General features: G+C 36.8%; 15 protein-coding genes. 7 read left to right on the top strand and 8 right to left on the bottom strand.

What is annotated here, in order from left to right; translation table 11 throughout:
* The first annotated feature begins 95 nt into the window (after nt 1–95).
* From K8089_RS06255 to K8089_RS06240, 4 genes are all read left to right on the top strand, one after another.
* Complete coding sequence (locus K8089_RS06255; RefSeq protein ID WP_237602426.1) at nt 96–1,097, top strand: PorP/SprF family type IX secretion system membrane protein; 1,002 nt, start codon at nt 96–98, stop codon at nt 1,095–1,097.
* Between the two features lie 226 nt (nt 1,098–1,323).
* Entirely contained in the window at nt 1,324–3,534 is a 2,211-nt protein-coding gene (locus K8089_RS06250; protein ID WP_237602425.1) for a tetratricopeptide repeat-containing sensor histidine kinase, read from the top strand.
* Complete coding sequence (locus tag K8089_RS06245; protein ID WP_237602424.1) at nt 3,534–4,265, top strand: LytR/AlgR family response regulator transcription factor; 732 nt, start codon at nt 3,534–3,536, stop codon at nt 4,263–4,265. The genes K8089_RS06250 and K8089_RS06245 overlap by 1 nt, the downstream gene beginning before the upstream one ends.
* Before the next feature lie 433 nt (nt 4,266–4,698).
* Complete coding sequence (locus tag K8089_RS06240; RefSeq protein WP_237602423.1) at nt 4,699–5,208, top strand: gamma carbonic anhydrase family protein; 510 nt, start codon at nt 4,699–4,701, stop codon at nt 5,206–5,208.
* Nucleotides 5,209–5,257: 49 nt separating this feature from the next.
* Here K8089_RS06240 and murI read toward each other — a convergent pair whose 3' ends face one another.
* From murI to K8089_RS06200, 8 genes are all read right to left on the bottom strand, one after another.
* Nucleotides 5,258–6,049, bottom strand: a complete 792-nt coding sequence (murI, locus tag K8089_RS06235) for a glutamate racemase (RefSeq protein ID WP_237602422.1) — start codon at nt 6,047–6,049, stop codon at nt 5,258–5,260.
* 93 nt (nt 6,050–6,142) lie between these two features.
* Complete coding sequence (locus tag K8089_RS06230; protein WP_237602430.1) at nt 6,143–6,652, bottom strand: OmpH family outer membrane protein; 510 nt, start codon at nt 6,650–6,652, stop codon at nt 6,143–6,145.
* Between the two features lie 64 nt (nt 6,653–6,716).
* Nucleotides 6,717–7,592: an OmpH family outer membrane protein gene (locus K8089_RS06225; protein ID WP_237602421.1), complete on the bottom strand. Its 876-nt coding sequence runs from the start codon at nt 7,590–7,592 to the stop codon at nt 6,717–6,719.
* Between the two features lie 39 nt (nt 7,593–7,631).
* Nucleotides 7,632–10,244, bottom strand: a complete 2,613-nt coding sequence (locus K8089_RS06220) for a BamA/OMP85 family outer membrane protein (RefSeq protein WP_237602420.1) — start codon at nt 10,242–10,244, stop codon at nt 7,632–7,634.
* Entirely contained in the window at nt 10,213–10,956 is a 744-nt protein-coding gene (locus tag K8089_RS06215; protein WP_237602419.1) for an isoprenyl transferase, read from the bottom strand. The genes K8089_RS06220 and K8089_RS06215 overlap by 32 nt, the downstream gene beginning before the upstream one ends.
* A 7-nt stretch (nt 10,957–10,963) precedes the next feature.
* Nucleotides 10,964–11,653, bottom strand: a complete 690-nt coding sequence (porG, locus tag K8089_RS06210; RefSeq protein ID WP_237602418.1) for a type IX secretion system protein PorG — start codon at nt 11,651–11,653, stop codon at nt 10,964–10,966.
* Between the two features lie 99 nt (nt 11,654–11,752).
* The gene (locus K8089_RS06205; protein WP_237602417.1) at nt 11,753–12,637 is read right to left on the bottom strand and encodes an NAD kinase; all 885 of its coding nucleotides are present in this window, start codon (nt 12,635–12,637) and stop codon (nt 11,753–11,755) included.
* A 51-nt stretch (nt 12,638–12,688) separates the two neighbouring features.
* A complete protein-coding gene (locus tag K8089_RS06200; RefSeq protein WP_237602416.1) occupies nt 12,689–13,345 on the bottom strand; it encodes a CBS domain-containing protein in 657 nt (218 codons plus the stop codon).
* A gap of 175 nt (nt 13,346–13,520) precedes the next feature.
* On the opposite strand from K8089_RS06200, the gene K8089_RS06195 reads away from it, so the two are divergent.
* From K8089_RS06195 to K8089_RS06185, 3 genes are read left to right on the top strand one after another with little or no spacing between them, the layout of a single operon-like run.
* Nucleotides 13,521–14,234, top strand: coding sequence for a pyridoxine 5'-phosphate synthase (locus K8089_RS06195; RefSeq protein WP_237602415.1), 714 nt, complete (start codon nt 13,521–13,523; stop codon nt 14,232–14,234).
* Nucleotides 14,235–14,290: 56 nt separating this feature from the next.
* A complete protein-coding gene (locus tag K8089_RS06190; RefSeq protein WP_237602414.1) occupies nt 14,291–14,542 on the top strand; it encodes a type II toxin-antitoxin system Phd/YefM family antitoxin in 252 nt (83 codons plus the stop codon).
* Nucleotides 14,539–14,799 (top strand): Txe/YoeB family addiction module toxin, encoded by a 261-nt coding sequence (locus tag K8089_RS06185; RefSeq protein WP_237602413.1) that lies wholly within the window; start codon nt 14,539–14,541, stop codon nt 14,797–14,799. The genes K8089_RS06190 and K8089_RS06185 overlap by 4 nt, the downstream gene beginning before the upstream one ends.
* Nucleotides 14,800–14,811: the final 12 nt, after the last annotated feature.

The raw sequence follows: 14,811 nt of genomic DNA, 5'->3' as shown, positions 1-14,811 counted from the left end.
CATCGAGCGATTACTGGTTCAGAGTGGAATACACCGAGAACGACATCCGAAAAGAATTCAAAGGACATTTTACCCTAAAACGATAAATAGAAATTATGAATATTAAACAAATCTCCCTCATCCTACTTTTGTTTTCATCCCTATATGGATTTTCACAAGATGGAATTCCTGTCTACTCAGATTATTTTTCAGACAACCTGTATTTGTTGCACCCTTCTATGGCGGGAGCAGCTACACATAATCAAATACGTTTAACAGCCCGTCAACAGTGGTTTGACCAAAATGAAGCGCCAAACCTGCAAACGTTAAGCTTTAATGCTCGTCTTGGGGATCGATCTGGAGTTGGGGTAATTGTGTATAACGATAAAAACGGATATCACTCCCAAACTGGCGGGTATCTTACCTATGCGCACCATATTATGTTTTCTAGAAGTGAAGCAGATTTAAATCAGCTTTCTTTCGGTTTGAGTGCTGGTTTAACACAATCGCGTTTAGACGAAACGCAATTTGATCTTTCAGATTTCGATCCGGTTATTAGCGGGATTATTCAAAGTACTTCTTATTTTAATGTAGATGTAGGTATGTCTTACAACTTTTTAGATTTTTCCAGCCACTTTACCGTAAAGAATGTCATTTTTCAAAATAGATCTATTTACAGTGAAGAATTTGAATCTAATAACCAACGCAAATACTTACTTTCAGCAGCTTACGCAATTGGGCAATACGGGCAGGACTGGAGCTATGAGCCGTCTTTTCTGTTTCAATGGGCCGAACGCACCGGCGAACAAGCAATTGATATAAATTTTAAAGCGTACAGAACAATGGAGTTTGGGAAATTGTGGGGTGGTTTATCTTATAGAAGAAGTTTGGACGGTGCGGAATTCTTAAACGGACAAGAAGTAAAAGTTCAAAAACTGCAATATGTTACCCCAGTTTTAGGGATAAATTATAATAATTTCATGTTTGCATATACGTATTCGTATCAAGCTGGGAATATAAAATTTGAGAGTGGTGGATTTCATCAAATTACTTTGGGTTACGACTTTTTGGGTGGAAGAAAAGAACCGTATGACTGTAACTGTCCCGCCATTAATTAACACGTCAATTCATTTAAAAAAGCCCGATACAAAAACTGTATCGGGTTTTTTATTTCAAGCTTTTTTAAGAAAAAACTATAAGTAATTAACCGATACGTTTAAGTTAGTGACACCTTCATTTGGATGAGTAAACTAGTATTTTTCGTCTATTTTTGAAAGCTATTTCAGAAATCCGTAATTTTAGCTTCGCCGCAAAGTGCGTATGTTTACCGTTTTAAAACACTAAATGAAGAACCTCCTTTTTATATTTTTAGCAGTAGCTCTTTTTTGTTCGGCCAATAGCTTTTCACAAATAAATCGGCAATCGGAAAACAGACCTTTTATGTTGCGAGGCGAAGTGGTTGACGGCGAAACCAATATGCCTATTTCAAAAGTAAATGTTGAAATCTTAGGCGGCCAATACACCACCACAAACCTTTCGGGAAGATTTGCAATTTCAGCTAAAATAGGAGACGAACTTGTTATAAAAAGCGATGATTTTGTAACTGTTTATTACACGATTGATAAAGACGATTTTGTTACGGTGCGGGTTGAAAAAGCACTTGGAGATACTGCGCCGCCATTATCTAAAAGCGAACAAAAGAATAAACCTAATAACTTTAATACATATTTAGATTCTGCAAAATTCTATTTAAAAAAGGACGCCCAAAAAAGTATTGAATTCGTTACACGTGCTTTGGAGCCCGGCCGGAACAAGAATATTTCAAAAACTGAAAATAGCTTGGCTTTTGAAACCTTGGGCGACATCAATTTGTTTTGGAACCAGCCCGATCTTGCCGTAGACAATTACAAACGAAGCCTTCAAAACGCTTCAAACCCTAATATATCTATTAAATTGGCGAAGGCTTTTGCGCAGAATAAAAGCTATCAAGAAAGTATTTCTACTTATGAAAATTTATTAAGAGGGAGCCTTTCGCCCTATCAAAAAGTAGAAGTGTATGAAGGTTTGGGAGATACTTTTAAGGCAATTGGCGACGGCGTTAAAAGTGTTTTCAATTACCAAAGAGGACTGGATGTTGCCAAAGAGAATAGCATTACATCAAAAATAACAAATCTAAATTCTAAAATTGGTGAGGCGTACGCAAAAAGTGGAGCGCTTAATGAAGCCGAAACATACTTTGACAATTCGTTGAAACTCGCCAAAAAAGAAAATAAGGAACGCGCGGTTTCAGAAAAAAATAAAGTCGCAGATTTTTATAATCAGAACCGCGAATACAAAAAAGAAATTGAGCTTCGCGAAGAAACTTTGCAAGAATTGAAAACATTGGGAGAAGGTGTTGCTGTTGAAAATGAAGCGTTAACCTCGCAACGACAAAACTATAAAATCGCCAATGCTTTTGTTGCGCAGGAAAAGTATAAAGAAGCAATTCCGTATCTTGAAAAAAGTATAGCCGAAGCTAATAAAGCAGAAGATTTAGTGGTTCAAAAAGATGCCGTGCGGAAGCTTTCAGAAATTTACAGAGACATTGGGGAGTTTGATAAAGCCACCGAAAGCTACCAGCGGTATGTAGAAGTAGTGGATGAACTTTATGTAAAAAAGGAGCAGGAAATAAGTCAGGCGGCGCGTTTCAGTAAAGAAATTACACAAAAACAAAACCGAATAATAAGTCTTGAAAACGACCGAAAACTAAACGAAAGCCGATACAAACTTGCCTTTGAAAATCAGGAACTTATTGAAAGAAATAGCCAAATTCAAAAGTGGGTGATTATTTCTTTGGGCATTATAGTTTTGCTGTTGGTTTTTGCAGCCTATTCGCAGTATAAAAATGTGAAGCAACAAAAATTTGCCAACAACCTTTTGGCGCTGAAATCGCTTCGTTCGCAAATGAATCCGCATTTTATTTTTAATGCTTTAAATTCGGTAAACAGTTTTATCGCGGTAAATGACGAACGTGCAGCCAATAAATATTTGACCGACTTTTCGCTTTTAATGCGTTCTGTTTTAGAAAATAGTGAAGAAGATTTTATTCCGTTGGAAAAAGAAATTGAGCTGCTGGAGCTTTATACAAAACTGGAACATTTTCGGTTTAAAGATAAATTTGAATATAAAATTTCGGTAGATGAAAACATTAATTTAAACGACTTTGTAATTCCGCCAATGCTGCTGCAGCCGTATGTTGAAAACGCCGTGTGGCACGGACTTCGGTACAAAGAAGAAAAAGGTTTGCTCGAGATTAATTTCAAAAGCATAGATGCAAAAACCGTAAAAATTACAATTGTTGATAATGGAATTGGCCGTGAAAAATCGAAGGAATTTAAAACCGAAAACCAGAAGAAACAAAAGTCGAAAGGAATGGGAAACACCCAAAGACGCATCGGTATTTTAAATAAAATGTACAAAGACAAAATAGCTGTAAATGTGGAAAATGCTTTTGTCGTCGATAGCCAGCGGGATGGCGAAGGCACCAAAGTTGAACTAATTTTGAAAAAAGACTGATGAAACTAAACGCAATAATTGTAGAAGACGAAGAAACCAGTAGAGAAATTCTGCGAACTTATTTGGCTAAATATTGTCCTAATATTTTATTAATAGGGGAAGCTGCCAATGTTGAGGAAGCGTTGGTTTTAATACGAAATAATGATTTAGACTTGGTTTTTCTCGATGTAGAAATGCCCTATGGCAACGCCTTCGATTTGCTCGATAAAGTAGGCGACCGCCAGTTTGAAACGGTTTTCGTAACCGCTTACCACCATTACGCCATCGATGCTTTAAATGCGCATGCTTCGTATTACTTGCTCAAGCCAATTTCAATTGATAAATTAATAGAAGCGGTAGATTATGTAATGGAAATAAAGGAAAAGGAAAATTCGCTTCAAAATTCAATTTTAAAGCCGCTGCAAACACAGGTAGCGGGAAAGATTACCATTCCGCTTCAAAACGGCTTTGAGGTGTTGCAAATGGAAGATATATTGTATTGCCAAGCCGATGATAATTACACCCAGATTTATTTAAAAAAAGGAAAACGTTTGGTGAGCAAAACCTTGAAATATTTTGAGGAATCGCTTTCAGAAAACGGTTTTGCGCGCGTCCATAAATCGTATTTGGTGAATGTGAATGAAATTACTGAATACAAAAAAGGGAAGGGTGGAAGCGTGATGCTTTCCAGCGGAAAAGAAATAATGGTTAGCCCTTCGCGAAAACAACAACTGTTGGCCTACTTTGTTTAATTTTTTTAATAGTTATGTCGAAAAACGTATAAATTGTTGTATATTAGGGTGATAAATAAATAAGGTTTTAAAAAATTCTGTCAAAAGTCTCCGGCGCACGCAAAACCTATTTTTTGCACTCTTATCTTCTATTCAATGCCGACCCAATGCCGACCCAATGCCGACCCAATGCCGACCCAATGCCGACCATACTTCCTAGATACTCCTTAGATACTCCCTCTAATCCGGATAACAACTCCTTAATTTAAAATGGCCTTTCAATACTAGCCTTTTAGATTAAAAAGCGAAATGTTTCATATCATCTAAATATTAGGTCCTATGGAAGTAACTTTTCACTGTTTATAATAATGCTTTTTTTGAAATTAATCTTTAATTTTAGCTCACATACCAAGTGGGTTGTCACTCCCTTTTCACAAACAAAAATTTAAATAACATGATAATTAAATCCGTAAACGGAAAACATCCGCAGATTCCCGAAGATTGTTTTATCGCTGAAAACGCAACTATTGTAGGCGATGTGGTGATGGGCAAAGAATGTAGCGTTTGGTACAACGCTGTTATCCGTGGCGATGTGCATTTTATTAAAATGGGCGATAGGGTGAATGTTCAGGATGGGGCGGTAATTCACGCAACTTATAAAACTTCGCCCACGACTATTGGCAATAACGTTTCTATTGGCCACAACGCCATTGTGCACGGTTGTACCATTCACGATAATGTTTTAATTGGGATGGGCAGCATTGTAATGGACGACTGTGTGGTGGAAAGTAATACCATTATCGCGGCCGGAGCGGTAGTTTCCAAAAACACGAGGGTTGAAAGTGGAAGTATTTATGCGGGAATTCCAGCGAAAAAAATCAGGGATATAAGCCCCGAACTCACCAAAGGCGAAATTGAACGCATCGCGAAAAATTATGTAATGTACTCTTCGTGGTTTAAATAGCGAGGCAATGACCTACGGGTTATTGAAGCTTGGTAGGTTTGAAATCCCTCTAAAAATCGCAGTTTTCAACTGAAATTTTTTCAGAATATTTTTTCAGTAGAAATTTTAATGTATCGGTTTTTGCATTCGTAAAAAACTGAAGCTTTGGTGGCGTGTATTCTTCGCGAAGCAAATCTAAACTTTGGAGTACTGTTTTTGTTTGCCGTGCTACTGCTTCGCCAGAATCGATAATGGTCACGTTTTTAGGAAGTATTTCTTTTAACTGTGGAATTATGTACGGGTAGTGGCTACAGCCCAAGACGACATAGTCTACATTGGCGCTAATCATTGGCTCTGTGTGTTTTTTTAACAGTGAAATCATTTCGGGACCATCTAGGTTTCCTGCTTCAATAAGCGGTACGAGGCCTTCACCAATAATTTCTACTACACTTATATCTTTTGTGAATTCACGCGTTGTAGCACTAAAAAGAGCGCTACTCAAAGTTCCTTTAGTGGCCAAAATTCCGATGCTTTTTGAAACGGTTTTTAGTGCCGCTGGTTTAATCGCCGGCTCTATACCAATAATAGGTATGTTGTAGTTTTGCCGAAGCGTAACAATGGCATTTGTAGTTGCCGTATTGCAAGCAACAACAATTAGCTTTGCTCCCAAATGCAGTAATTTTTCTGTGTTTTTTATACTAAGCTCGGTAATTTCCTCAGCAGATTTATTTCCGTAGGGTGCGTTTTTACTATCGGCTAAATAGATGGTGTGTTCATGGGGTAAGTGTTTGTGGATTTCTTGCCAAATGGAAGAACCGCCAACACCAGAATCAAAAATACCTATGGGGCTGTTTTTATTCATTACGTAAATGTAGCCAAATCCTTCAAATTAGGGTAAAAAAAAACTGCCCGTTGTGAACGAGCAGTTTTTAGAAAAATAAATTTATAAAAGAAATTACATTCCCAATTCCTTTTTAACATCTGCCATTAAATCTTTTCCATCGGCAAGGATTACACCGCTACCCATAGTTGAATCTAACACGTATTGATAACCTTGAGCTTTTGCTACTCTTTGGATTGTGCTTTGTGCTTTTTCAAGAATAGGCTTAAAGATGTCTGTTCTTTTCTTGTCTAAATCTTGAAGGGCTTGTTGTCTGTATGCTTGAATGTTGTTTTGCATACCTTCAACTTCAGTAAATCTCTTTTGGTTTTCTTCGTTTGTCTTACTTGGAGCCTCGCTATCGTACAATTTCATTTTGGTTTCAAGCTCTTTTGCCATTGCCTTAATTTCAGTATCATACGTTTTCTGCACTTTTTCTAATTGGCTTTGTGCAGCTTTGTATTCTGGCATTGCTTCAATTAGTTCCTGCGCGTTGATATGTGCAATTTTGGATTGTGCGTTTACAAAACTTGTAGCTCCCACAAATAGTGCCATTGCAACTAAAACTATTTTCATTTTTTTCATTGTAAGTGTATTTAATTTAAGTGTTATTCTTTTAAGCATTTTTATTTATTAAATTTTAATGGTTTTATTGACCGTCACCTTCTTCACCTTCTTTTGTGCCTTCGGTATTGTTTCTGTTTTGGCGGGCATTCATTATTGAGTCTCTTCTGCGTTCTCTTTCTTCAATTAAACGCTGCCTGCGAGCTTCAAACTCTGCTTTTTTAACAGCGCGGATAGAGTCGCGTTCTCTTTGACGTTGTGCCATCATTTCTTCGCGTTCGGTCTTTTTGGCTTCAACTAACTTTTCGCGCTCTTCTTTCTTTTCTTCAATTGCTTTCTCTCTTTCGGTAATAGCTCCTTCTTCTTCAACTGAAAGTTTTTCGCGTTTTTCAATTTCGCGTTTTTCCTTTTTGTCTGCGGCTTGTACTCTTCTACCTGCGCGCTCAATGCTTCTTAATACAATATCACTAATGTCGTTTCTTTTTGCTGCGAAAAGCATAACTACATCTGCAGATTTATCAAAAATGAAATCGTATTTTTTGTTTTCTGCAACTTCTTGAACAATATTGAATACTTGATCTTGAATAGGTTGTACCAACTGTCTTCTTTGAATCATTAAATCGCCATTAGGGCCAAAACGATCTTGTTGGTACTGAAGCATTTCGTCTTCTTTTAATTTTATTTCCTCTTCCCTTTCATCTATCAATTCTTTTGTAAGCAGCACTCTTTCATTAGCAAGATTCAATTTCATTTGATCTATCTCCTTTTGCTTTTTTTCGATGTCCTGTTTCCAGCGTTGAACTTTGCCTTCCAATTGTATGGAAGCTTCTCTGTATTCAGGTACACTTTCTAAGATATATTCCATGTCTATATATCCAATTCGAACGCCTCTTTGAGCTTCAGCCATGAAGGTGAAGCAAAAAAGGGAAAGGGTAAAAAATAGTATTTTTTTTGTCTTCATATTAGTTGGTTGTTGTTTAAGAAAATATCGTGCCAATTTTTAAAATTGTTGTCCAATTATAAAATGAGTTTCCCATCCGTTCTTTGTAGTTCCGCCTAAAACAGGGTCGAAACCATACCCAAAATCGATACCTAAAAGTCCGAATGCCGGCATAAATATACGTAATCCTGCGCCAGCTGAACGTTTTAATTCAAATGGATTGTAATTTCTGAATCCATCATACGATGCTCCACCCTCCGCAAAACCAAGTACATAAATGGATGCCATTTGTGCCAAAGTTACTGGATATCTTACCTCTAACGAAAATTTATTGTAAATCGTATTTCCATCTTGGTCTGAAAGGGATTGGTTAGGGTAGCCTCGCATTTGTATAACCTCACGGCCATCTAAACTATATGCACCCAGCCCATCACCACCTACAAAGAATCTTTCAAATGGCGGTACGCCTCGGTCTTGGTTGTAAGCGCCAAGGAAACCAAATTCGGTGTTAGTTCTAAGTACCATCTTTCCAATAAGTCTGGTGTACCAAGTTCCTTTAAATTTAACTTTGTAGTACTCTAACCATCCAAAACGTTCTTGGTCTATTTGAGAAATTCGCTTGTTGTTATCAATGTATTCCGGATCGTCTGGAAGCGTTTGTACTAAGCCTGTTCTTTCTTCAGAAAGCCCCTTGTAATTCACACTATTAAATGCTGAATAGGGCAGTGTCATTTTTGCAGTAAGGCTAAATTCTGAACCTTGCGTTGGGTAAATTGGGTTTGTAGCGGTGTTGTTTCTACTTATACCAATAGTATATGCTAAGTTGTTTGAATAGCCATCGCCAAATGTAAACAAACCTGTGTTGTAATTATTTAAGTTGTAGTGTTGGAAACTAATTGCGTTAGACCACACAAAGTAATCATCCGGCCACTTCACTTTTTTAGCGAGCCCTATGGAACCTCCAGTAATTGTAAAACTTCTGGATTTATCTGCACGTCTGTTTCTATAATCGTAGAAATTTTGAATCGTGTGCGAGAAAGATGTAGAAAATTGTACAGGTTTTTTTCCTCCTAACCACGGCTCGGTAAGCGATAGGCTATATGTTTGGTAATAGCTACTGGCTTGTGCGCGGATGGATAATTTTTGACCGTCACCCATAGGTAGGGGCTTATACGATTCTAAGTTGAAAATATTTCTAAGTGAAAAGTTGTTGAATGAAAGCCCAAGTGTTCCCACAAAGCCACCGCCGCCATAACCCCCTTGAAGCTCAATCTGGCTAGAACCTTTTTCAACAACAGAATATTCCAAATCTACTAAACCATTGTTTTCGTCTACAGTTTTGAAGTTTGGCGAAAGTTGTTCTGGGTCAAAGAAGCCTAATTGGCCTAATTCACGAATGGTTCTTACAACATCTCTTTTACTGTATTTTTGTCCGGGACGTGTTCTTAATTCTCTATAAATAACGTGGTCGTTGGTGCGGTCATTACCTACAACCGTAACGTGGTCGAAATAGAAAAGGTTGCGCTCCATAATTCTAATCTCAAAATCGATGGTGTCGTTGCGTACTGCAACTTCAACTGGGTTAATACGCGCAGCGAGATATCCGTTGTTTTGATAAAGGTTTGTAAGGTCGTTTGCTTCTGGGTCGGTTTCGTCTGCAATGCGTTCCTGAAGTAGGATTCCGTTATAAACTTCGCCACTTTTTATTCCAAGAATTTGACGCAATTGACCGTCTGTAAATACGCTGTTCCCAATAAATTTAATGTCCCCGAAGTAGTATTTATCGCCTTCTTCTAATTTTATATTAAGGGCTACATTTTTAGCGTCTAAAACACGCAATGTGTCTTCTATAATACGAGCATCGCGATACCCGTTAGATTTGTACTTTTTTAAGATAGACTCTCTGTCTTCTTCAATTCCCTCTTCAGTATATTTAGAGCGTTTCCAGAAACGAATTAGATTTTTCCGTTTGGTTTTTTTCATGGCTCGTCGCAATTTGCTGTCTGCAAAGTGCTCGTTTCCTTCGAAGGTTATTTCCTTTATTTTAACTCTGTTACCTTTATTAATGGTAATGGTCATATCTCGCGATATTTCGGTGCCTAATGAATCGGTAACTGGCGTGGTATTTATAATTACATCAGTATTGTAAAACCCATCTTTTTTATACTTGTTTTTAATGTAGTTTTTGGTGGTAGCAATTAGGTTTTTAGTAATCTTTGTACCCGTATTAAGGTCGTTGTCCTTGATTATTTCTTTTCGTTTTGCTTTACGAATTTTATCGCCTTTGAGAACCACTTCATTAAGTTTAGGCAATTCAACAATATAAAGTTCTAAATCTACATTGTCTCCTTCAATATTTGTAACATAGAATGCAATATCACTAAACAGGTTTTGCTCCCAAAGTTTTTTGGTAACTTGGCTTAATTTTTCACCTGGAATATAAATACGGTCTCCTTTTTTTAGACCTGTAAAAGCAATAACCGTTTGTTCGTTGAAGTTTTGTGCTCCTGTAACGGTTATTTGGTTTATTGTGTATTTTCTACCGCTGTCAAGTTCTTTTTGCTGTGCTTGAAGTGAAAAGACGGAAAGTATTGTAAATAAAAAAATACAATAAGATTTTCTGTAAAGTTGCAATATGAAACTATTGCTTAAGTTGTTCACTGGTTTTTCCAAATCTTCTTTCTCTATTTTGATAATTTATGATTGCTTCAAAAAGATGGTTTTTAGTATAATCCGGCCAAAGGGTTTCAGTAAAATACAATTCGGCGTATGCTATTTGCCAAAGTAGAAAATTACTAATGCGCTGCTCGCCACTGGTGCGGATTAACAAATCTACATCTGGTAAATTTTGCGTGTAAAGATGATTATTTATTACCGTTTCATCAATATCGTGCGGCGAAATTAGGTTATTTTTAACTTTAAGACTAATCTCTTTTATTGTTTTTATGATTTCTTCCCTTGATCCATAACTAAGTGCAAGGGTAACTGTCATGCGCTTGTTGTTTTTAGACACATCAATAACGTGTTGCAATTCTTTTTGTGCTTTTTTAGGCAGTGCTTCTAAATTGCCAATGGCGTTGAGTTTTATATCGTTGTCTTGAAGGGTTTTAATTTCTTGTTTTAATGCAGAAACTAAAAGCTTCATTAATAAATCGACTTCTATTTTGGGACGGTTCCAGTTTTCGGTAGAAAAGGCGTAAAGTGTTAAAAAAGGGATTCCAATTTCTGCGCACCCTTCAATAATTTCACGAACAGATTTAGATCCATTTTCATGACCTTTATACCTAAAAAGGCCTTTCTGTTTTGCCCATCGCCCATTACCATCCATGATAATAGCCAAATGTTTTGGCAGTTTATGAGGGTCTATTTGGTCTTTGTAATTCATTCGTAGTTTAAAAGTTGCAGTAGCACGGCTTTCTTCCAAATGCAAAAGTAACAGTTATACCAGTGAATACATACCAATCGTCACTATTTGTGTTTCCAAATTTAATACTTTGATTGTTTTCTAAATCTTTTACAGGGTTGCTACCGTCTAAATCGTCTGTAAAAGTATAGCGCGCTCCAATTTCAAAACCTACCATTGCATTTACACCAATGTTGGCTTTATAACCAACTACCATAGGAATTGCTATAGAACTTGCACCGTCGTAATCGGTGATAATATTTCCACTTTTATAAAGTGCATCGTACCAAAAATAGGTGAGCCCCGTGTATAAATAGGGGGTAGAAATGGCTCTTTGGCTATGAACATTAAACTCCCAAAAAGTATATTCTATACCAACAGAAATTTCTTTTATAGTATTTTCAAACGAATAACCGCGCTGTTGCCGGCGACTATTTGGGCTGTCAGCATCGTCTCCTTTTATCTTAGCAACCAATACCGAGCCTCTAAATGCGTGCCGGGTACTTCGGTTCCATTTGATGATGCCTCCCATCGCTATGCTGTTTGGGTTGATGTAATTGGTTTTTCCTATGTCACCAATATAGTTGGTTCCGCCAAGCATTCCGCCTATTTCATAGGTTTGTGATTGTGCGAAAAACACGGTGGAGAGTATAAGAAATACAGTCGCGAAATACTTCATATAATTTTAAAGTTTGCAAATATAACAATAAACTTGGCTTGACATTGTGAGAAGCTAATTTGTCTCAGTTGATTAACAAATTTTGAAGCAATTTATTGTTTAGTTGCGCTTGTCTTCGCCCCATAAAAGTTTTTTGCGAAGGGTTTTAATAAAACTATCATCGTGCAACTGAAGTAATTTGATGGTAAATGGCGCTTTTTTTATTACAATTTCGGTTTCATTTTCTAAAGTGGCAATACGCGAATCCATAGAAACTAAAAAAGTGTTTTCCCTTCCCGAAACTTTGAGCTTTACCGTACTAGAATCTGGAATTACCAAAGGGCGTGCATTCAAATTGTGTGGAGCAATTGGCGTGAGTAAAAGACTGTTTGTTTGGGGGTCTATTACGGGGCCGCCACAACTTAACGAATATCCGGTGGAGCCAGTTGGTGTAGCAACAATAAGCCCGTCAGACCAATAGGAAGTAAGGTACTTGTCGTTTACGTGCGTTTCAACTTTTATCATTGAAGTAGTATTTCGCCGGTTTACGGCAACTTCATTTAGCGCAAAATTTAAAGGTTCAATTTCTTTATTATGCGGAAAGGTCTCCACAATTAACAAGCTTCTTTCCGAAATAGCGTATTCTTCTTCCAGAATGTGGTTTAGGCTTTCGGTCATTTCTTCTTTTTGAATTGTGGCCAAAAAACCAAGGCGCCCGGTGTTTATTCCAACAATAGGAATTCCCAGATCTCCAACAAAAGTTACAGATTTCAAGATGGTGCCATCCCCACCAATACTGAAAAAAAGATCGAAGCTTTTGTCTAATTTCGTAAAAGTGGAACAAGCCGAAAAGTTTTTAGTAATGTCCTGATTTCGGTTTATGATTTCTAGGAAATTTTCTTCAATTAAAACCTTTGCATCACGTTTTTGAAGCGCATCCAACAACATCTGAATATAGATTTCTGCATTTTCGTGATAAAACTGACCGTAGATTCCTATTTTCATTTAAACTAAACTATTTGTTGAATACAGTTATTTTTATTTGCGTTCTAATCACTAAATATTAAGGTACTTGTCTAAATATTCAGACCGCTCTTTTAAATCTTCCAAAAACTTATCTTCTTCATGATGGCTAATCACGTTGTAATTATATCTTCTAAAAGTTTGTACAATACTGTTCATAGCACTGTGGCCTACTTTTAAGGTTATTTGAACAATTTCCTTTTCAATTTTTGAAATAAAAACACCAAAAATACGCGATCCGTTGGATTCTACAATTTGGCATACTTCACTAAAAGAATAATCCTGCACTCCTTTTTCTACCACGATAATTCCTCCGGTTTCGTTTAAAAAAGGCGTGTTGTTAAAAAGGCTCATAATATCGCCCAATTCATAATAGCCCAAATACTTGTTATCCGCTCCCAGTACGGGCATGATATTACTATTATTTAATGCGAAAGCTTCCAGAATATCCAGCCAATTTGTGTCTTCAAGTACGTGAAATGGTTCCAAAGCATACTGAAAATCGCTCAATAATTTTGAATTATCAAAACAATAGGCATCATTTTCAGAAACGCAGCCTATGTAATGACCGTCTTTTTCAACGGGCACGTGCGAATAAGTAAACTGATTGAAAACGGTTTGCACATCTTTTATTTTAGCCGAAACGTCAAACGGTTCAATATCGTTAATGATGTAATTTAGGGTTTCCATTGCAAATTATTTTTAACGCAAATTACTTAAAATAAAGGTTCCTTAGCATCATGAAGGTTTGTATTTTTGTTAAAAATCATCTCGAGTATGGCAGAAGTGTCAAAAACTTCTGTTCTGTTTTTCAGAATTTTTAAATTACTTTTCATAATTACAAATCCAGATTTAACTTTATACAATGACAAAACTAAGCGTAAACATTAATAAAATTGCCACTTTGCGCAACGCACGCGGCGGCAATGTACCCGATCTTTTAAAAGTTGCAAAAGATATTGAGACTTTTGGAGCGCAGGGTATTACAATCCACCCAAGGCCAGACGAGCGCCACATTCGGTATCAAGATGCGTACGATTTAAAATCTATCGTAACTACGGAATTCAATATAGAAGGAAACCCGATGGATAATTTTACAAAAATGGTTTTGGAAATAAAACCCACGCAAGTAACCTTGGTGCCCGACGCGGTTGATGCAATTACCTCAAATGCTGGTTGGGACACGGTGAAGCACAAAGATTATTTAAAGGAAATAATTTCTGAATTTAAGCGAAATGGAATCCGCACCTCAATATTCGTCAATTCAAATTTAAAAATAATTGAAGGCGCCGCCGAAACTGGAACAGACCGAATTGAACTTTACACCGAAGAATTTGCCGACCAATATGCTTTGGGAAATAAGGAAGCCATAAAACCTTATACCGAATGCGCCATTCTTGCGAACAAATTAAATTTAGGCATTAACGCAGGCCACGACCTTTCGTTGGATAACATAGAATTTTTTAAAAACAATATTCCAAATCTTTTAGAAGTGAGCATAGGGCACGCACTTATTAGTGAAGCGCTTTATGATGGGTTAGAGAATGTAATTGCAGGATATTTAAAAAAACTGGCTTAAAATTTATATCGTGTAAATAAGTACTTAAACAAGTACTTTTAGCTATCTTTACATCTATGGAAACAATAAATTATACAGAGTTTCGCTCGAACCTAAAACATTGGTTCGATCGCGCTGTGAATGATCTAACCGATATCGTTATTAAGCGTAAAGGTGGGAAAGACCTAGTTTTAATTTCATTAGATGAATACAATTCATTAAAAGAAACTGCGTATCTATTAACCGGAAGGAACAGAGATGTTTTAATAAAATCTATCAAAGAATTGGAAGCGGGCGAAGGGGTTGAAGAAGATTTAATTGAAGAATGAAATTAACTTGGTCCAAAACCGCGTGGGAAGATTATCTTTATTGGCAGAAATCGGATAAAAAGACGGTCAAGCGCGTCAATGATTTAATTAAGAATACGATGCGGAAACCTTTTGAAGGTATCGGAAAACCCGAAGCATTAAAAGGTGATTTGCAGAGGTATTGGTCCCGAAGAATTACGCACGAACATCGATTAGTTTATAAATTCGAAAAAAATACACTAATGATAGCCGCTTGCCGGTATCATTATGGTAAATAATATTATTTGAAA

This window comes from Aequorivita vitellina, from assembly GCF_022008365.1.
GTDB lineage: Bacteria > Bacteroidota > Bacteroidia > Flavobacteriales > Flavobacteriaceae > Aequorivita > Aequorivita vitellina.
The sequence above is the reverse complement of the archived record's forward strand: the minus strand, read 5'-3'. Positions and strand labels throughout refer to the sequence as shown.